At 60.2% G+C, this 19149-nt stretch carries 18 protein-coding genes; 11 read left to right on the forward strand and 7 right to left on the reverse strand.

Annotated features, from left to right (window positions below; translation table 11 throughout):
• Nucleotides 1-93: 93 nt before the first annotated feature.
• The 4 genes from fruB to IU367_RS10340 all read left to right on the forward strand — a co-directional run bounded on the left by fruB (nucleotide 94) and on the right by IU367_RS10340 (nucleotide 4634).
• Nucleotides 94-1194, forward strand: coding sequence for a fused PTS fructose transporter subunit IIA/HPr protein (gene fruB / locus IU367_RS10325; RefSeq protein ID WP_274454230.1), 1101 nt, complete (start codon nucleotides 94-96; stop codon nucleotides 1192-1194).
• Nucleotides 1194-2183: a 1-phosphofructokinase gene (gene pfkB, locus IU367_RS10330; protein ID WP_274454231.1), complete on the forward strand. Its 990-nt coding sequence runs from the start codon at nucleotides 1194-1196 to the stop codon at nucleotides 2181-2183. The genes fruB and pfkB overlap by 1 nt, the downstream gene beginning before the upstream one ends.
• Nucleotides 2180-3904 carry a PTS fructose transporter subunit IIBC gene (gene fruA / locus IU367_RS10335; RefSeq protein ID WP_274454232.1) on the forward strand — a complete coding sequence of 575 codons (1725 nt, stop codon included), beginning with the start codon at nucleotides 2180-2182 and terminating at the stop codon, nucleotides 3902-3904. Before pfkB ends, fruA begins: the two co-directional genes overlap by 4 nt.
• 166 nt (nucleotides 3905-4070) lie before the next feature.
• Complete coding sequence (locus IU367_RS10340) at nucleotides 4071-4634, forward strand: glucose-6-phosphate isomerase family protein (protein ID WP_274454233.1); 564 nt, start codon at nucleotides 4071-4073, stop codon at nucleotides 4632-4634.
• A 32-nt stretch (nucleotides 4635-4666) separates the two neighbouring features.
• Here IU367_RS10340 and IU367_RS10345 read toward each other — a convergent pair whose 3' ends face one another.
• Nucleotides 4667-5674 (reverse strand): LacI family DNA-binding transcriptional regulator, encoded by a 1008-nt coding sequence (locus IU367_RS10345; RefSeq protein ID WP_274454234.1) that lies wholly within the window; start codon nucleotides 5672-5674, stop codon nucleotides 4667-4669.
• Nucleotides 5675-5886: 212 nt separating this feature from the next.
• On the opposite strand from IU367_RS10345, the gene IU367_RS10350 reads away from it, so the two are divergent.
• The 6 genes from IU367_RS10350 to IU367_RS10375 all read left to right on the forward strand — a co-directional run bounded on the left by IU367_RS10350 (nucleotide 5887) and on the right by IU367_RS10375 (nucleotide 11496).
• Nucleotides 5887-7653, forward strand: coding sequence for a class I mannose-6-phosphate isomerase (locus tag IU367_RS10350; RefSeq protein WP_274454235.1), 1767 nt, complete (start codon nucleotides 5887-5889; stop codon nucleotides 7651-7653).
• A gap of 5 nt (nucleotides 7654-7658) precedes the next feature.
• Nucleotides 7659-8090 carry a PTS sugar transporter subunit IIA gene (locus IU367_RS10355; protein WP_274454236.1) on the forward strand — a complete coding sequence of 144 codons (432 nt, stop codon included), beginning with the start codon at nucleotides 7659-7661 and terminating at the stop codon, nucleotides 8088-8090.
• Between the two features lie 9 nt (nucleotides 8091-8099).
• Nucleotides 8100-8594 carry a PTS sugar transporter subunit IIB gene (locus IU367_RS10360; RefSeq protein ID WP_274454237.1) on the forward strand — a complete coding sequence of 165 codons (495 nt, stop codon included), beginning with the start codon at nucleotides 8100-8102 and terminating at the stop codon, nucleotides 8592-8594.
• A 12-nt stretch (nucleotides 8595-8606) separates the two neighbouring features.
• On the forward strand, nucleotides 8607-9410 hold the full coding sequence (locus IU367_RS10365) for a PTS mannose/fructose/sorbose/N-acetylgalactosamine transporter subunit IIC (protein WP_274454238.1): 804 nt from the start codon (nucleotides 8607-8609) through the stop codon (nucleotides 9408-9410).
• Nucleotides 9410-10258: a PTS system mannose/fructose/sorbose family transporter subunit IID gene (locus IU367_RS10370; RefSeq protein WP_274454239.1), complete on the forward strand. Its 849-nt coding sequence runs from the start codon at nucleotides 9410-9412 to the stop codon at nucleotides 10256-10258. Before IU367_RS10365 ends, IU367_RS10370 begins: the two co-directional genes overlap by 1 nt.
• Before the next feature lie 74 nt (nucleotides 10259-10332).
• Nucleotides 10333-11496, forward strand: a complete 1164-nt coding sequence (locus tag IU367_RS10375; protein WP_274454240.1) for an AGE family epimerase/isomerase — start codon at nucleotides 10333-10335, stop codon at nucleotides 11494-11496.
• A 16-nt stretch (nucleotides 11497-11512) separates the two neighbouring features.
• Here the strand turns inward: IU367_RS10375 and IU367_RS10380 are convergent, their stop codons facing one another.
• Nucleotides 11513-11764 carry a DUF1289 domain-containing protein gene (locus IU367_RS10380; RefSeq protein WP_274454241.1) on the reverse strand — a complete coding sequence of 84 codons (252 nt, stop codon included), beginning with the start codon at nucleotides 11762-11764 and terminating at the stop codon, nucleotides 11513-11515.
• Between the two features lie 150 nt (nucleotides 11765-11914).
• Here IU367_RS10380 and mltA point away from each other — a divergent pair, with 150 nt between their 5' ends.
• On the forward strand, nucleotides 11915-13066 hold the full coding sequence (gene mltA / locus IU367_RS10385) for a murein transglycosylase A (protein ID WP_098984008.1): 1152 nt from the start codon (nucleotides 11915-11917) through the stop codon (nucleotides 13064-13066).
• Nucleotides 13067-13195: 129 nt separating this feature from the next.
• Here mltA and yfaE read toward each other — a convergent pair whose 3' ends face one another.
• The 5 genes from yfaE to ubiG form a co-directional block, all read right to left on the reverse strand.
• On the reverse strand, nucleotides 13196-13498 hold the full coding sequence (yfaE, locus tag IU367_RS10390) for a class I ribonucleotide reductase maintenance protein YfaE (RefSeq protein WP_241278848.1): 303 nt from the start codon (nucleotides 13496-13498) through the stop codon (nucleotides 13196-13198).
• 54 nt (nucleotides 13499-13552) lie between these two features.
• Complete coding sequence (nrdB, locus tag IU367_RS10395; RefSeq protein WP_043135401.1) at nucleotides 13553-14686, reverse strand: class Ia ribonucleoside-diphosphate reductase subunit beta; 1134 nt, start codon at nucleotides 14684-14686, stop codon at nucleotides 13553-13555.
• A 65-nt stretch (nucleotides 14687-14751) separates the two neighbouring features.
• A complete protein-coding gene (gene nrdA, locus IU367_RS10400; protein ID WP_172955343.1) occupies nucleotides 14752-17019 on the reverse strand; it encodes a class 1a ribonucleoside-diphosphate reductase subunit alpha in 2268 nt (755 codons plus the stop codon).
• A 557-nt stretch (nucleotides 17020-17576) separates the two neighbouring features.
• Nucleotides 17577-18263, reverse strand: coding sequence for an HAD family hydrolase (locus tag IU367_RS10405; RefSeq protein WP_274454242.1), 687 nt, complete (start codon nucleotides 18261-18263; stop codon nucleotides 17577-17579).
• On the reverse strand, nucleotides 18263-18979 hold the full coding sequence (gene ubiG, locus IU367_RS10410; protein ID WP_274454243.1) for a bifunctional 2-polyprenyl-6-hydroxyphenol methylase/3-demethylubiquinol 3-O-methyltransferase UbiG: 717 nt from the start codon (nucleotides 18977-18979) through the stop codon (nucleotides 18263-18265). Before ubiG ends, IU367_RS10405 begins: the two co-directional genes overlap by 1 nt.
• Nucleotides 18980-19149: the final 170 nt, after the last annotated feature.

Here is a 19149-nt window from a genome sequence, read left to right on the forward strand (position 1 = left end):
AGGTCTATTGTCAGCAGGCGAATGATCCACATTTTTTAATGGTGTTGATCCGGCGAGCCGCACGGCCAGCCCGGAACCTGATGGAGAATCTCTATGTTGAAGTTGGCGCAGCAGCAGATCTTGCTGGGGCAATCGGTGGCGACCAAGGCGGATGCCATCGCCCTGCTGGCAGGCAAACTGACCGAAGCGGGTCTGGTGGAAGCAGGTTATGTGGACGGCATGCTGGCGCGGGAAGCACAGCACGCCACCTACCTCGGCAGCGGCATCGCCATTCCCCACGGCACCACGGATACCCGTCATCTGGTGAAAAGCACCGGTGTCATGGTGGCCCAATTCCCTCAGGGTATTGAGTGGGACCAGGGGCAGATTGCCTATGTGGCCATCGGCATCGCCGCCAAATCCGACGAGCATCTGGGCATCTTGCGCCAGCTCACCCACGTGCTGGGCGACGAGCAGGCGGCCGAGGCCCTTAAAAATGCCACCGATGCCGACACCATCATCAATATTCTGACCGGGGCCACAACCGCCAAAGAGGTGCAGTTCCTGACCCTGGCCGACTTCCCGGCCGACGATCGCGACCAGCTGCTGCTGGGCGCCGCCGCCCGCGCCAAATCAGCCGGTTGGGGGGAGGCCGCCATGGTCACTTCCCTGCTGGCAAGCGAGCCCGCCTATCTGGGCGATGGCGTCTGGCTGGCCCGTACACCCGCGGCCCAGACCGGCTGGGTCGTGGCGACCCCAAGCAGCGCGCTGAGTGCAGGGGATCTGCCGGTCAGTGCCCTGCTGTTGCTGTGCGCCGCCGATGCCGGCCATCTACCGCAGCTGGAGAATCTGGCCAAGCTGGCCGCCGCAGGTCAGCTTGCCACCCTGACTGGCAGCGAAGGGCTGGCCATGCTGCAGGCGGGGCCGGCGAGCGGTCTTTCCGAGACCTTCACCATCATCAACCCCCATGGCCTGCACGCCCGTCCGGGCGCCATGCTGGTCAAGGTGGCCAAGGAGTTCGAGTCCGACATCCGGGTGGCGAATCTGGATGGCAGCGGTGAAGCCGTCTCCGCCAAGAGCCTGATGAAGGTGATTGGCCTTGGCGTCAAGTGCGGCCATCGCCTGGCGTTTCGCGCCGAAGGGGCGGATGCCGAAGCGGCCCTCAAGGGCATAGGCGCGGCCATCGCTGCCGGGCTGGGCGAGGGGGCGCACTGATGGACATAGTGACCATCACCCTCAACCCAGCGCTGGATCTCACCGCCCGCCTCGAGGCCATGACCCTGGGCGAGGTGAATCTGGTGAGCGACGCCAATTTGCGCGCCGCGGGCAAGGGGATCAACGTCGCCATGGTGCTCAAAGACTTGGGCCGTGACGTGGGACTGACCGGCTGGCTCGGCGCGGACAACCAGCAGAGCTTCGTTGCCCTGTTTGCCGAGCGGGCCCTGGCCGATCACTTCGTGCGCGTGGCGGGCAGCACCCGCATCAACGTCAAGATCTCCGAGCAATCGGGTCGGGTCACGGATCTCAACCTGCCTGGGCTCACCATCCATGAGGGGGAAGTGGCGGCCCTTGAGACGGCCATCGACGAGCTGGCGCCACAGGCCGACTGGTTTGTGCTGGCCGGCAGTCTGCCCAAGGGGGTTGCCCCCGATTACTGTGCCCGCCTCATTCGCCTGCTCAAGGCCAAGGGCAAGCAGGTGATCTTCGATTGCAGCGGCCTGGCCCTGAGCGAAGGCATCAAGGCCGCGCCGACCCTGATCAAACCCAATCTGGAAGAGCTCAGCCAGTGGGCCGGTCGCCCCATCAAGACTCTGAGCGAGCAGGCCGAATGTGCCCGCGCGTTGCAGGCCCAGGGGATAGCCCATGTGGTGATCTCCAACGGTGCCGACGGCCTGGTCTGGTTTGGTCCGGATGCCGTCTGGCAGGCCATACCGCCGCGCATGCAGGTCGTCAGCACAGTCGGTGCCGGCGACTCCCTGGTGGCGGGACTGGCCCATGGCCTCAGCCTGGGCTGGGCGCCGGAGCAGACCCTGCGTCTGGCCACCGCCGTCTCGGCGCTGGCGGTCAGTCAGATCGCGGTCGGTTTTAGTGATATCGATGTGCTGACACCCTTACTCGAGCAGGTGCGTGTGCAACGTCTGGATGACCTTGCCCCGAGCCGACTCAATACCCCCTCAATGGAAAACTCAGGAGATGCCCAATGAAAGCAATTCTGGTTACGGCTTGCCCGGCGGGCATTGCCACCAGCTTTCTCGCTGCAAAACGGATAGAACAGCAGGCCAAACTGGCGGGCTGGGAGCTCACCCTCGATGTCGGCTCCAGCGTGCAACCTCGTCAGGTGCCGAGCAAGGAGCAGATTGCCGCCGCCGACTTGGTGCTGGTGATAGCAAGCGCCCCGGTGGATCTCGCCGCCTATGACGGCAAGCGGGTCTATCAGGGGAGCATGGATCTGGCGCTGCAGGATCCGGCCGCCGTGCTTGACGCCGCCACCAGCGGTGCCAGCGTCTATCGTCATCAGGCGGCGCCGGTCGTCGCCGCCAAACCGGCGGGTGCCAAGCGCATCGTTGCCGTCACCGCCTGTCCGACCGGGGTGGCACACACCTTCATGTCGGCGGAAGCACTGGAGACCATGGCCAAGCAGCTGGGCCACCAGATCCGCGTCGAGACCCAAGGCTCGGTCGGTGCCCAGAATGCCCTGACTGCGGATGAGATTGCCGCCGCCGATCTGGTGTTCCTCGCCACCGACATCGAAGTGGACATGGCCCGCTTCGATGGCAAGCCCGTCTATCGCACCAGCACGGGCGCTGCGCTCAAGAAGACCCGTGCCGAGCTCGACAAGGCATGGAACGAGGCGAAAACCTATCGTCACAGCGGCGCCAGCCAGCCGAAGAAAGAGGAGAAGGCAGGCCCTTACAAGCACCTGCTGACCGGTGTCTCCTTCATGCTGCCCATGGTGGTGGCCGGTGGCCTCATCATCGCCATCTCCTTCATCTTCGGGATCGAGGCGTTCAAGGTTGAGGGAACTCTCGCCGCCGCCCTGATGAAGATCGGCGGTGGCTCGGCCTTCGCCCTGATGATCCCGGTACTGGCCGGTTACATTGCCTACTCCATCGCCGACCGTCCTGGTCTGGCGCCCGGCATGATAGGCGGTATGCTGGCAAGCTCCCTCGGTGCCGGCTTCCTTGGCGGTATCGTCGCCGGTTTCCTGGCCGGTTACAGTGCCAAGTACCTGAGTGACAAGGTGCGCCTGCCGGTGACCCTGGAAGCGCTCAAGCCCATCCTCATCATTCCGCTGGTTGCCAGCCTGTTTACCGGTCTGGTGATGATCTACGTGGTGGGCGGTCCGGTGGCCGGCATCATGAGTGCCATGACCACCTTCCTCAACAACATGGGCTCTGCCAACGCCGTGCTGCTGGGTGTCATCATAGGTGCCATGATGTGCTTCGACATGGGTGGCCCGGTCAACAAGGCCGCTTACGCCTTCGGGGTGGGCCTGCTGGCCTCCAAAACTTACGCTCCCATGGCTGCCGTGATGGCCGCCGGCATGGTGCCGGCGCTGGGGATGGGGATCGCCACCTTCCTGGCCCGCGCCAAGTTCATCAAGGCGGAGCAGGAAGCGGGCAAGGCCTCCTTCGTACTGGGTCTGTGCTTCATCTCCGAGGGGGCCATTCCGTTTGCCGCCAAGGATCCGATGCGCGTCATCCCGGCCTGCATGGCGGGTGGTGCCCTGACGGGTGCGCTCTCCATGCTGTTCGGCTGCGAGCTGGTTGCCCCTCACGGTGGTCTGTTCGTGCTCTTCATCCCGAACGCCATCAGCCATGTGTTCATGTACATACTGGCCATAGCGGCAGGCTCCCTGGTGACCGGGGTTGGCTACGCCATGCTCAAGCGCGGCGAAGCACAGGCCAAGCTGGCAACGGCGTGACAAGCTAACAACCATGAGTGACAAGGCGGCCTGCGGGCCGCTTTTTTTATGGCAAAAAGGGGCAGTCATGGCTCAATGTTGCTTGTGGTTAATGGATTAACCATTTAGCGTATTTTGACCAGAGCGCAGCTGCGCCTTGATTCAGAGATTCACAAAGGAGTAGATGATGACGCCGATGATCCCCCCCATTCTGGATTTTGCGACCGGCCGGCTCTGTGGTGCCGAGCTGTTGGAGAAAAGTACGACCTTGGCCGATCTGCATGGCTTGTTTGCCGATCCTGTTGCTGACGCTGAGGTTGACTCGCAAACTGTGCTCTATCGAGTGGTCATGTTGCCCGGCAGTGGCGTGGAGGGGGATCTCAACATGGGTGTCACCCATCTCGAGGCTGGCAGGATAGGGAGCGAGTTTTTCATGACCCGTGGTCATATGCATGCCCGGGCCGAACAGGCGGAGTACTACTTCGGGTTGTGCGGGACGGGCATGCTGCTGTTGCAGGATATGGCTGGCGTCTGTCGGCTTGAGCAGGTTTTTCCTGGCAGTGTCCACCATATCTCGGGTCACGTGGCCCACCGGCTCATCAATACAGGCGAGACTCGGCTCTCTGCGTTGGCGGTCTGGCCCACCATCGCCGGCCACGACTACAAGCTGATGGCAGAGCGGGGGTTTGGCTTGAGGATCCTTACGGGGGAGGATGGCGCACCCCAGGTAGTGGACTCCTCAATGAAATAGCAATCAGCCCGGCGGGGTTGTAAGTGGCCCCGTTAGCGGCTGCCGCAGGATTGGCGCACCACCAGGGCGGGGGGCAAGATAATGCTCTTGGCCGGTTCATCATTGCCGGCAATGCGCTCTAGCAGCAGCTCACCCGCCTTGCGGCCAATCTCTCGCGCCGCCACTGACACCGTCGTCAGGGCGGGTTCTACCAGCGCGGTTTCCGGAATATCGTCAAATCCCACCAGTGCAAAATCCTGGCCGATCCGTCGTTCCTGCTTGCGCAAGGCCAACATGGCGCCGAGTGCCACTATGTCTTGATAACAGACGGCGGCGGTGACCTCAGGATACTGCTCCAGCAGCGTCGTCATCGCGAGAGTGCCTTCCACCCGGCTGGCGCCGCAGCTGATGATCCACTCCGGTCTTGCTGTTATGCCGTGCTCGAGCAACTTGCTCATGTAGCCGCCGAGACGCTGGGCGCGACTGATGGAGGTGGTTGCCCCCCCAATAAACGCTATGTGGCGGTGGCCGAGGCGGATCAGATGTTCGGTTGCCAGCTGGCAACCCAGAAAGTTGTCGGTGCCCACGAAGTCGATCGCCACATCCGGCACGGGCCGCACCACCAGAATGGTGGGCATGTGGCGGCGTTGCAGGCTCTCAAAAAAGCTGTGCGGGGTAGGCTGGGCTGCGCAGATCACCATGCCTGCGGCGCTGTTGCGTTGTAGCGAGTCCATGAATTGTTGTTGTCTTGCCGCTGACTCCTCGCTGTTGGCAAGAAACAGCATCAGATCGTGATGCTCCATCTCCCGGCTCAGGCCCGCTGTCATCTCCGCATAGAAGGGGTTGGTGATGTCGTGCAGCAGCAGGCCTACCTGGTTGCTGCTCTTGTTGCGCAGATTGGCGGCGGTCTGGTTGTAGACGTAGCCGAGTTCATCGATCGCCTTGAGTACCCGCTGACGGGTATGTTCCGAAATTCGCCCCTTGTTGCGCAGGGTCATGGAGACGGTGGCGGTAGATACCCCTAGATGGCGGGCAATATCGGCAACGGTCACATTGCTCATGAGGTGTCTCCTGTCATGGTAATGGCAGTAAAGATATATCGATTAACCTTTGTGATTGATTTGACATTAATAAAAATGATACATAGATCACAAATAACCCGACAAGTGGTGAGCGAATAGTCGATTGTTTGAGGTTAATCTTGTTTATCAGGTTGGGGTTAATAGGTTAATCGATTTATCTTTCTTGCAGATATCAGCGAGAGAGCAGACCAATGATCCATTCGAGTTATGTTTCCAATTACGACAAGTATCCCGAGATTGCAGTCGCCGGATATGAAGATGCCGCCTGTGAGGGGTGGGATGCCATCGTCCGGCGGTTACAGATCACGCTGGCCGAACAAGCCAACAGAAAAGTGGTACTGGTTATTGACTGTTATCACGGGGTTGATCAGAGAGAATTGCGCGCGTTTTTGCTGGAGCAACTCGGGGAACTGACCCTGATCGATACGGAGCAGGCCCGTTGGCCAGAGCCCCGGATCCTCGAGATGCTGGATCGCTTCATCACCGACGACAGGGTGTTCGGGGTGGTGGCTCCCCACAAGATGCTAGAATTTTTTGATCCCGCCGCCCTTGCCCGTTTACAGGCAGAGACAAGCGCCATCCAGCAAGGACTGGTGGTGGTGATGGGCAGTGGAGCCTCGCTGGTCGCAGAGGGGGATGTGCGTGTCTACGCCGACCTGGCCCGTTGGGAGATCCAGCAGCGTCTGCGCCGCAAAGAGATTGGCAACTGGGGCGCTGACAACGAGGAAGAGGACATTCTTCGCCGTTACAAGCGCGCCTTCTTCATCGAGTGGCGGGTATTTGATCGTCACAAGCTGGCGCAACTGCCGACGATCGACTTCTTGCTCGACACCAATGTCAAGGGCAAGCCGACACTGGTGACGGGAGATGCTCTGCATGCCGCACTGCATCAGGCCGCCCGCCAACCGTTTCGGGTAGTTCCCTTCTTTGACCCCGGTGTCTGGGGTGGGCAGTGGATGAAACAGGTGTGTGATCTCGACCCTGCGCCAGCCAATTACGCCTGGTGCTTTGACTGCGTGCCTGAGGAGAACAGCCTCTATCTGCGCTTTGGTTCGGTCCGGGTCGAGATCCCTTCGCAAAATCTGGTGCTGTGCGAGCCCGGGTCGCTGCTGGGCGAGCGGGTACACGCCCGCTTTGGTGCCGAGTTCCCCATCCGCTTCGATTTTCTCGATACGGTGAAGGGGCAACCCCTCAGCCTGCAGGTGCACCCGCTGACCGAATACATACAGCAGGAGTTCGGTATGCACTACACCCAGGATGAGAGCTACTACATGCTCGACGCGGCGCCCGATTCCTGCGTCTATCTCGGTACCCGCAACGGCATCGACCCGAAAGATATGCTGGCGGATCTCGCTGCTGCCCAGCGCGGTGAGAAGTCCTTCGATGACGAGCGCTTTATCAACCGCTTCCCGGCCCGCAAGCACGACCACTTTCTGATCCCGGCCGGTACCGTCCACTGCTCAGGGGAGGGTGCCATGGTGCTTGAGATCAGCGCCACCCCTTTCATCTTCACCTTCAAGTTGTGGGACTGGGGCCGGGTCGGGCTCGATGGCATCCCGCGCCCTATCCATCTCGAGCACGGCAGCAAGGTGATCCAGTGGAATCGCGATGCTGACTGGACCCGCAAAAACCTGGTCAATCGCATCGAGTTGATTGCAGAGGGCAAGGGCTGGCGTGAGGAGCGCACCGGTCTGCACGAGCGGGAATTCATTGAAACTCGTCGCCACTGGTTCAGCGTGCCGGTAGAGCATGATACCGGCGGTACAGTGCAGGTGCTCAACCTAGTGGAAGGTCTGGAAGCCACGGTGGAGAGCCCGGACAACGCCTTCGCCCCGTTCGTGGTGCACTACGCCGAAACCTTTATCGTTCCGGCATCGGTGGGCCGTTACCGCATCCGTCCGAGTGGCGCGAGCGAAGGACGGACCATCGCCACCATCAAAGCCTATGTGAGGGGGTAACCGAGATGCTGAGGATCCTTATCGCAACCCATGGTTCATTGGCGCCGGCCCTGCTGGCCAGCGCCAGCATGGTCTACGGCGAGATGCCTGCCGTAGCGACCGTTTCTCTCACCGAAGAAGGAGGCATCGAGGCCTTTCGTGCCGAGTTTGAGCAGACCCTGCGCCAACACGGCGCAGGGTCTGCCGGGGTACTGGTGCTGTGCGACATGGAGTGTGGCACCCCCTACAACGTGGCGTGCCGCTTCGCATTCGACCCCGAATGGCCACAGCCGGTTGCCATCGTGACCGGCGTCAATTTTCCCATGCTGCTGATGAGCGCCGACTGGCTGGCGGCAACGGATGTGCATGAGGCTGCCCGCCAGCTACTGGCACAGGCACTGGAATCCATGGTGATCGCCGCGCCTGCGGCGACCCATCAGCACGATGACAACTTCTAGGAGAGCATGATGGCCATTTCATTTATACGGATTGATGACCGGGTGATTCACGGTCAACTGGTTACCCGCTGGGCCAGGGAGTTGCCCTGCGATGGCATAGTGGCGATCGATGATGAGGTGGCGGCCGACCCGTTGCTCTCTCAGGTGATGACGGGTGCCGTATCGGACACTAGGGTGTGGCTGTTCGATGTGGCGACCGCCATTGCCAAGTTGCCCAAGGTGATTGCCAGCGACAAGCGCTACTTCGTGATTGGCAAATCGCCGGTCACTCTGCAGCGGCTCTGCGCCGCCGGGATCTCCCTTGATAATCTCAACGGCAAAATCAACGTCGGCCCCATGAGTGCCAGAGAGCAGACCACGACCATAGGGCCCAATCAATCGGTGACCGCGCAGGAGATAGCCGCCTTTGATTACCTAGCAAGCCTGGGCTATGAGATCGATTTTCGACTGGTGCCGGATGCCAGTCACTACAGCTGGGCGGATGCCCAGAAAAAGCTGAAATAAGGGGAGGCCATCATGTTTTTTGAAGCAACACTCATCGGGATACTCTGTTATCTCGGTGCCCTCAGCAGCCCCTGGCTGCTGGGCTTGACCGGTGGTTGGTATACCATTACCCGCCCGCTGGTATCCGGCATGCTGGTCGGCGCCATTCTGGGGGACATGCAGACTGGGATCCTGATCGGGGTGGCGGTGCAGGCCGTCTATATCGCCATGGTGACGCCGGGTGGCTCCATGCCGGCGGATCTCAATTTCGTCGCCTTTCCGGCCATAGCGCTGGGCATCATGTCTGGCAAGGAGCCTTCGGTTGCCGTGGCCATTGCCGCTACGATTGGCATCGCCGGTACCATCCTCTTCAACTTCATGATGGTTTTCAACTCCTACTGGAACCACAGGGCCGATGTGGCGCTTGAGCAGGGAGATGAACAGGGGGTTTACCTCAACAGCGCCATCTTCCCTCAGGCCAGCAACTTTGTGCTGCGTTTCGTACCGACGTTCATCGCCGTCTATTTCGGCAACCAGTATATCGAAGGGTTCATGAATAGCCTGCCGGAGCTGGTTATCCGCACCATGACGGTGGTGGGTGGCATTCTGCCTGCGGTCGGCATTGCCATCCTGCTCAAGCAGATTATCAAGCAGAACAGCATGCTGATCTACTTCCTGGTCGGCTTTGTCGGCATCGTTTTTCTCAAGCTCAATATGGTGGGGCTGGTGATGATTGGGGCCCTGCTGGCGCTGATTCACTACAGCTACAAACCCGAACCCAGGCAAGCGGTGGCCGCCCGCGGTGCCGTGCCTGCCGATGACGAGGATGAATTCTGATGAACACAGAGCTGCAATCAGGGGAGCCGGCGGCCAAGCAACCGGTCATGCTTACCTCACGGGATCTGCGCGCCTGCTGGCGTTCGTGGATGATGTACAACCTCTCGTCAATGAGCTTTGAGCGACTCGAATCGTTCGGTTTTTGTCTCGGCATGATGCCGGCGCTGAAGAAGCTCTATCCCGGCAAAGCCGAGCGAATGGAAGCGATGAAGCGTCATGCCTCCTTCTACAATACCGAGCCCCAGATCGGCGCCATTATCAACGGGCTGGCGGTCGGGCTTGAAGAGAAGAAGGCCAATGGTGAGAAGATCGACGGTGAGACCATCAATACCCTCAAGGTGGGTTTGATGGGCCCCATCGCTGGCATAGGTGATTCCATGATCCCCGGTATGCTGGTGCCCATTTTGCTCAGTATCGGCATGGCGCTGGCGGCAGGGGGGAGTGTGCTGGGGCCGCTGTTTTATATCATCAGCTTCAACGCCATCGCCATTACCGGCTCCTACATGTTGTTTATGAAGGGCTACAAGCTTGGCACTGGATCGGTGGAATCACTGGTGAGTGCCGAGTCGGCCAAGCTGCGCGAAGCGCTCTCCCTGCTCGGCGTCTTCGTGATGGGTGGAGTGGCGGCCAGTTATGTCAATCTCTCAACCGGACTCGATTTCGTCACCTCGGATGGAGTCAATATCCAGGTGCAGGCCATGCTGGATGGCATCTTCCCCAAACTGATGCCGCTGCTGGTGGTGCTAGGTACCTGGTATCTGATGGCCAAGCGCAACGTATCTCCGGTCAAGGCGATGCTCGGGCTACTGGTGCTGGCTTTTGTCGGTGTCGCCATCGGGCTGTTTTGAAGGGGTAAGGATCATTTGCTCAACAATGGGAGAGCCTGGCTCTCCCCTTTTATGGCTGTTGCGAGGGGGAGTTTATGCATATCGAGATGATTAAGGCGGCGCAGCGCTGTCATCGCTGGCTGGTGTCCGAGGCGCTGCCTCATTGGGGATCGCAGGGCTTTGACCGCGAACGCAGGGTGTTTGCCGAGGGATTGGACAGTGCTGGCCAGCCTTTATGGCAGCCGACCCGTTTTCGGGTACAAAGCCGCCAGATCTATGTGTTCAGTCATGCCACTCTGCTCGGTTGGTATGACGGGCGCACCCTTGCCGAGCGATCTGCGCGGGTCGGTATGGGCCACTTTGACGATGGGGCAGGGCACGGCGTTTTTTCCATTAACCGGGACGATTCGATTGCTGATGCGTCAGTCTGCAGCTATGAATACGCGTTTGCCCTGCTGGCCGAATGCTGGCTCTATCGTCTGAGTGGCGATCAAATCTGGCAGCAACAGGCTGAGTCGCGCTATCAGGCCATCGAGCAACTCTTTGCTGACCCGCAGCACGGCGGATTTCACTCCAGTTGGCCACCCAGTGCGCCACGCAGTCAAAATCCCCATATGCATCTGTTCGAGGCGTTGCTGGTGGCGGCTGAGAGCTTTGATGATGTGATATGGCAGCAGCGGGCAAACGGGTTATATCGGTTGTTTTGTCAACGTTTTCTGGAGCCAGGGTTATTGCGCGAGTTTTTCGACGAGGCGCTGCTGGCGCGCCATCCAGACTCCCGTCTAATCGACCCGGGTCATCACTACGAGTGGTGCTGGTTGCTGGCGCGCTACCGGACGCTTGCCTGCAGATGGGAAAATCGGCCAACCAGCGCCGAGATTGACGAGGCGATCGGGATATTGACCCGCTTTGCCATCCGCCATGGTCACGGGCAAACCGGGCTGGTGCTCGATGAACTGACCGATGATGGGCAACCCCATCGCGACACCAGCCGGCTTTGGTGCCAGACCGAGCACTTGAAAGCACTATTGGCGGCCTATGAGCCGAGAGGCGATGCCAACACAGCCCGCCAGATTGAGGCGTCGGTCGGGCGTATCTTCCATTATTACCTGTCGCCAGCTCAGCCCGGACAGTGGATTGATCAAGTGGATAGCGAGGGGAAACCGCTGACCTCCTATGCACCAGCCAGCACCCTTTATCATCTGTTTGTGGCGTTTAGCGAACTGGCTCGGGTCGCGGGGGTAGGTAACAGAGAATAGGATGGTGCATGGGGGGTTAGAAATCCCAGCCGGCCTGCGCTTGCTCACTGGCCTGGATGGCTTCTTGCGCCTTGCGACGGGCGGCGTCGACCCGGGCCTTGCGGTTGCGGCACAGGCGCATCACCTCCTGCTGCTCGGCGGGGGTCATGGTGAGCCAGTTGAAGCGCTCATCCCTATTGCGCAGGCAGCCCTTGCAGTAGCCCTTGTTGTTCACTTCGCATACCCCTATGCAGGGGCTCTGCAGCGGGAAGATCTCGAGCTGTTCCATCCATGGCCTCTCACACCTTGTTACCTTGTTATAACCCAGAAGATCCCCTTTGGAGAAATCCACTGCCAAGGGGCTGATGGCGTTTGCTTTCCCCCTGCAAATTTGGCATCTTCCCCGCCAAGCATGAGGCTTGGTGTTATATGAGGACATATGAATAAACACGCGTACTGGCTGACCGCCGCAGTGCTGGGGCTGGCCGGTTGTGCGGGCAACTCTGATCAAGCACAGGTGCCCAAGAAGAAACCCGAGGCCAGATGTTTTCTCAACTGCGAGGTGCCGGAAAATCTGGGCAAGCAGTATCTGGACGGCCCCCTGCCGGATGATCTGGTACGGGTAGAACGCGTCAACAGTCGCCAGCGCGCCGACTACAGCAAGTTCGGTCCCCAGAGCCGACTGGTGCTGGAGCGCTCCGGCAAGATGACCCGCCGCTATGGCGAGCTCTATCGCCAGCTCTCCCGCTGGGTCGCCAATGGCGGCAACCCGGCCCAGATCACCCGGTACGGCATCAGCCTGGCCCAGCTGGGCGGTGCCGATCGCATGGGCAACGTGCTGTTTACCGGTTACTACTCGCCGGTACTGGAGGTGCGTCATCGCCCGGATGCCAAGTACAAGTACCCCATCTATGCCATGCCCAAGTGCGGTGGCCGCTGCCCGAGCCGGGCCGAGATCCATCAGGGGGCGCTGGCCAACCGGGGGCTGGAGCTGGGTTACAGCAAATCCCTCATCGACAACTTCCTGATGGACGTACAGGGCTCGGGCTTTGTCCACTACGGGGATGACGATCGGCTGCAATACCTGGGTTACAGCGGCAAGAACGGTCACGGCTACGTGAGTATCGGCCGTGTGCTGATCGATCGCGGCGAAGTGCCCAAGGAGCAGATGTCCATGAAGGCCATCAAGGATTGGGCCAACAGCAAACCGGAGGAGAGCGTCAAGGAGCTGGTGGAGCAGAATCCCTCCTATGTCTTCTTCGAGCGTCGCCCCACCAATGACGTGATCGGCGCCGCCGGCATTCCGTTGCTGCCGCTGGCGGCCGTGGCGGCAGACAAGACACTGCTGCCGATGGGCACCCCCATCCTGGCGGAAGTGCCCCTGCTCGACAAGGCGGGCAACTGGACCGGCAAACACCAGCTGCGGCTCTTGATAGCGCTGGATGTGGGGGGCGCCGTGAAGAAGGGACACCTGGATCTCTACCATGGCATGGGTGAGAAGGCTGGCGTGGCCGCCGGTCACTACAAGCACTTTGGTCGGGTCTGGAAGCTGGGCCTGCACCAGGGACCGACCGCAGCGCCCTGGCTTTGAAGTCAATCAAGGGGCTCTGACGGGTCAGGGCCCCAAGCCAGAGACGAGCGATAAAAAGACGAGCGATAAAAAAGCCGCCGGAGCAATCCGGCGGCTTTTTGTTTGGCGAAGTGTGTGGTGCTTGCTGCGTCAGCCTTTCTTGATGTCCAGCCGGATGGCACCGACCGGTTTGCAGCAGCAGGGCAGGCATTCGCCTGGGGAGACGAATGCCAGCGGCACATTGGGGTAGTGCACAGAGCCTGCCAGCAAGGGCGTGCGGCAGGCGCCGCAATAACCGCTGCGGCACTGGAACTCCAGATGATGGCCGTGGCGCTCCAGGGTCTCCAACAGGCTCTCGCCGGGATGGGCGAGCAGGGCGCCGTCGCGGGTATGCACCAGCGGCGCCTGTGGGGCCTCCTGCCGTGTTGCAGGCTGCGGGGCAGGGGCCTGCATCTTGACGGTGTCACTCACCGCGCGACGTCACCGAGGCCATCAGGGTAAACCTCATCACAGCTCGAAATCACCCAAGTCATCGGCGTGCACTTCACTGTCGATCTGGCCGACCAGGTAGGAGCTCACTTCCACTTCCTGGGGGGCGACCTGCACGTTGTCGGACGACAGCCAGGTGTTGATCCAGGGAATCGGGTTTTGCTTGGCCCCGGCAAAGGCTGGCTGCAGACCGACCGCATTCATGCGCAGGTTGGTGATGTACTCCACGTACTGGCAGAGGATGTCCTTGTTCAGGCCTATCATGGAGCCGTCCTGGAACAGGTACTCGGCCCACTCCTTCTCCTGAATGGCGGCTTCCTTGAAGATCTCGAAGCAGGCCTGCTCGCACTCGGCGGCAATCTCGGCCATCTCGGGGTCGTCCTGGCCGGTGCGCATCAGGTTCAGCATATGCTGGGTGCCAGTCAGGTGCAGCGCTTCGTCGCGGGCGATCATCTTGATGATCTTGGCGTTGCCTTCCATCAGCTCGCGCTCGGCGAAGGCGAAGGAGCAGGCGAAGCTGACGTAGAAGCGGATCGCCTCCAGCGCATTGACGCTCATCAGGCACAGGTAGAGCTTCTTCTTCAGCTCGCGCAGTGTGATGGTGCGCATCTGTCCGGCGACGCTGTGGGTCCCTTCACCGTGCAGGTTGTAGAGCGCGGTCGCTTCAATCAGGTCATCGTAGAAGCAGCTGATGGAGCCGGCGCGCTTCAAGATCTGCTCGTTGGTCACGATATCGTCGAACACCTGGGCCGGGGTGTTGACGATATTGCGAATGATGTGGGTGTAGGAGCGAGAGTGGATGGTCTCCGAGAAGGCCCAGGTCTCGATCCAGGTTTCCAGCTCCGGAATGGAGACCAGCGGCAGCAGCGCCACGTTCGGGCTGCGGCCCTGGATGGAATCCAGCAGGGTCTGGTACTTCAGGTTGGAGATGAAGATGTGCTGCTCGTGGGGCGGCAGCGCCTGATAGTCGATGCGGTCGTGGGAGACATCCACCTCTTCCGGGCGCCAGAAGAAGGAGAGCTGTTTCTCGATCAGCCGTTCAAAGACTTCGTGTTTTTGTTGATCATAACGGGCCACATTGACCGATTGGCCAAAAAACATCGGCTCTTTGAGCTGGTCGTTTTGGGTTTGGCAGAAAGTTGAATAGGCCATGGTTACCAGAATGTATTGAATGGATAAAACAGGAGAGCGGGAGCTTGTCGCTCCCGCCCGGTTAATCAGATCTTGCAGGCGCCACCGGCACAACCGTCATCCAGCATATCGGCTTGTGCGTCATCCGCACCATCACGGGTGTTGTGATAGTAGAGGGTCTTGAGGCCGTATTTGTAAGCGGTCAGCAGATCCTTGAGCAGCTGCTTCATCGGTACCTTGTTGCCTTCGAAACGGGCGGGGTCGTAGTTGGTGTTGGCGGAGATCGCCTGATCCACAAACTTCTGCATGATACCGACCAGCTGCAGATAGCCATCGACGCTCGGTTGCTTCCAGAGCAGTTCGTATTGATCTTTCAGGCGATGATACTCGGGCACCACCTGTTTGAGAATGCCGTCCTTGGAGGCCTTGACCGACACCAGGCCGCGCGGCGGCTCTATGCCGTTGGTGGCGTTGGAGATCTGGCTGGAGGTCTCGCTCGGCATCAGGGCGGTCAGGGTGGAGTTGCGCAGACCCACAGTCTTTATCTCTTCACGCAAGGTTTCCCAGTCCAGGTGCAGCGGCTCGTTGCACAGGTTGTCGAGATCCTTTTTATAGGTATCGATGGGCAGAATGCCCTGGGCATAGGTGGTCTCGTTGAAGGCCGGGCAGGGGCCGAACTCGCGGGCCAGCTGCACGGAGGCCTTCAGCAGGTAGAACTGGATCGCCTCGAAGGTGCGGTGGGTCAGCGCCAGACCGGAACCGTCGGAGTAACGGGCGCCGTTCTTGGCCAGGTAGTAGGCGTAGTTGATGACGCCTATCCCCAGGGTGCGACGGTTCATGCTGCCTTTCTGGGCGGCCTTGAGCGGGTAGTCCTGATAGTCGAGCAGGGCATCCAGAGCGCGCACGGCGAGATCCGCCATCTCTTCCAGATCTTCCAGCTTCTCGATGGCACCCAGGTTGAAGGCAGACAGGGTGCACAGGGCAATCTCGCCCTCTTCGTCATCCACGTTGTTGAGCGGCTTGGTGGGCAGCGCGATTTCGAGGCAGAGGTTGGACTGGCGTACCGGCGCCACGCTCGGATCGAACGGGCTGTGGGTGTTGCAGTGATCCACGTTCTGGATGTAGATGCGACCGGTGCCGGCGCGCTCCTGCATCATCAGGGAGAAGAGATCGACTGCCTTGAGGGTCTTCTTGCGAATGGCCGGATCCTGCTCGTACTTGACGTAGAGCTGCTCGAACTTGTCCTGATCCGCGAAGAAGGCGTCGTACAGGCCGGGGGCATCGGACGGGGAGAACAGGGTGATGTCGCCGCCCTTGATCAGGCGCTGGTACATCAGCTTGTTGATCTGCACGCCGTAGTCCATGTGACGGACCCGGTTCTCTTCCACGCCGCGGTTGTTTTTCAGGACCAGCAGGCTCTCCACTTCTGTGTGCCACAGCGGGTAGAACAGGGTGGCCGCACCGCCGCGCACGCCGCCCTGGGAGCAGCACTTGACCGCGGTCTGGAAGTACTTGTAGAAGGGGATGCAGCCGGTGTGGAAGGCTTCACCGCCACGAATGGGGCTGCCCAGACCACGGATGCGCCCGGCGTTGATGCCTATGCCGGCGCGCTGGGAGACGTAGCGCACGATGGCGCTGGCGGTGGCATTGATGGAATCCAGGCTGTCATCGCACTCGATCAGCACGCAGGAGCTGAACTGGCGGGTCGGGGTGCGCACGCCGCTCATGATGGGCGTCGGCAGGGAGATCTTGAAGGTCGAGACCGCATCGTAGAAACGCTTGATGTAGTCCAGACGGGTATCTTTCGGATACTTGGAGAAGAGGCAGGCCGCCACCAGGATATAGAGGAACTGCGGGCTCTCGTAGATCTCGCCGGTGACGCGGTTCTGCACCAGGTATTTGCCTTCCAGCTGCTTGACTGCGGCGTAGGAGAAGTCCATGTCACGCCAGTGATCCAGGTGCTCGTTGAGTTCCTCGAATTCGGCCTGGGTGTAGTCGGTCAGCAGGTGCTTGTCGTACTTGCCCATGTCTACCAGACGGGCGACGTGCTGGTAAAGGTGGGGCGGCTCGAACTGGCCGTAGGCTTTCTTGCGCAGGTGGAAGATGGCCAAACGGGCGGCCATGTACTGGTAATCCGGGCTTTGCTCGGAGATCAGGTCAGCAGCGGCCTTGATGACGGTTTCGTGGATATCGGCGGTACGGATGCCGTCATAGAACTGGATGTGGGACTTGAGTTCCACCTGGGAGACAGACACGTTGTCGAGTCCCTCGGCGGCCCAATCCAGCACGCGGTGAATTTTATCCAGATCGATGGGTTCTTTGTGGCCGTTACGCTTCGTCACAAACAAGTTCATTGGCTGATGACCTTTAGTTGATTCCCGAAAAACCATCGCACGGCCTTGACCTCCTGGCCGTGATCGGCTGCGGGAGGTGGGGACGTATTGTGCGATGAATCACAAGATATAGTGTTATTTTAAGTTCGAGCTACAAGATAGTGAGGTCTACCCGGCTTTGCAATCTGTGGATAAGGCATTAGCTGTGGATAAATTGTGGGTGTCGCGACCCAGGTTAGTGGATGCTCACAGTGAGTGGGTTTTCATGCGTCCGATCCGGTAAATGCAAGTCTGATGATCGAACATGGAAAATTTAAATAACTTTTTTTGCTTGCGAAAATGGGGTGTTTTTACTAGCAAATTCAGTCTGGTTATCCCTTGTGCAGCAAGGGTCAAAAGGTGTCCTGTCCCAGTGTGTTAGCGGTTGTCAAACGGCAAAAACGGGAGATCACTCCTGATCTCCCATCGCATCCTGGCGTACCCACGAACATCCATATGTTGGTGTTCATATGGGCACCGTTTGGCAACAAAGCTGCCTTTATGATCCATCAATGCCTGTGACCCGGTGGATCATGGGGTCAGGCTACCTCGTAACGCAGCCAGTGGTGCAGAGCCTGCACGGTATCGAAGTGCAGATCCGCGCCCCAGTCGGCGGGATCCTCGTCATCGCTCAGATAACCCCAACCCGCGACGGCAGTGCGCATGCCCGCATTGCGGCCGGCCTCTATGTCACGCACGTGATCCCCCACGTAGAGGCAATGGGCGGCGTCGACGCCCAGTTGCTCGCAGGCAAAGTACATGGGGGCAGGGTCTGGCTTGCGCACCGGCAGGGTATCGGCACTGACGGTGACGCCGCAACTGGCAAGCTCGGGCAGGGCCGCCAGCAACGGCTCGGTCAGAAAGCCGGGCTTGTTGGTGACTATGCCCCAGGGCAGGGCCCGTTCGTCCAGCCACTCGATGAGATCCACCATGCCCTCATAGGGGCGGGTGCCGACGCACAGGTGGGCGGCGTAGAAGTCGAGCAGGGCGGTGCGCAGGCGCGTGGCACCCAGCTCCTCGAGCAACTCATCGCCAAGTCCGGCTCTGAGCAGCCCGAGCGCGCCATGGGAGGTGGTCTGGCGGATGATGGCCTCGGAGAGCGGGGCAAAGCCTTCGCTCACCAGCACATGGTTGACGGCGGCACCCAGATCGGGAGCCGTGTCGAGCAATGTGCCGTCGAGATCGAACAGCACGCAGCGCAGCGGCACAGGGTGAGAGTCGCTCATCAGCCTTGCTCCGGGCGGATGAACTCCACCATGTAGTTGACGTCGACGTTCTTGCCGAGCTTGAACTGGCCGGTCAGCGGCGAATAGTGCACGCCGCTCATGTCCCGCACCAGCAGGCCCGCCGCTTCACCCATGCGACACAGTTCGGCTGGGGTGATGAACTTCTTGTGATCATGGGTACCCTTGGGGACCATCTTCATCAGGTATTCGGCCCCCAGGATCATCATCAGGTAGGCTTTCGGGTTGCGGTTGATGGTGGAGACGAACACTCGTCCGCCCGGGCGCACCAGGGTGGCGATGGCGCGCAGCACAGAAGCCGGATCCGGCACATGCTCCAGCATTTCCATGCAGGTGACCACGTCATACTGGCTAGGGGCCTGGCCGGCGTGCTCCTCTGCCGTCATCTGCTGGTACTGGAGCTCCACCCCCTGCTCGAGGGCGTGCAGGCGGGCGACGCCGAGGGGCTCCTTGCCCATGTCGATGCCGGTGACGTGGGCACCGCGCCGGGCCATGCTCTCGGAGAGAATGCCGCCCCCGCAGCCGATGTCGAGGATGTGCTTGCCAAACAGGCCGCCGCTCTTGTCGGTGATCCAGTCAAGGCGCACCGGATTGATTTGATGCAGTGGCTTGAATTCGCCCTCCATGTCCCACCAGCGGGAGGCGATGGCTTCAAATTTGGCGATTTCTGTCAGATCGACATTGGCATCACTATTCATGTTTTGATGATCCTGTGGCAGGGCGCGCAGGTAGCAAGACTTGGGCGCAATCTATTGTCCTGGCGGGCATTATAACGGACACACTTTGTCACACCAGCCCGACTTGTTACCCGGATTTGTGGCTTAAGGTATTTGGCTCAGTGTGTTACCATGGCGCGCTGTTTAAGCCA

This window comes from Aeromonas bestiarum (assembly GCF_028751155.1).
In the GTDB taxonomy this organism is placed as follows: domain Bacteria; phylum Pseudomonadota; class Gammaproteobacteria; order Enterobacterales; family Aeromonadaceae; genus Aeromonas; species Aeromonas bestiarum.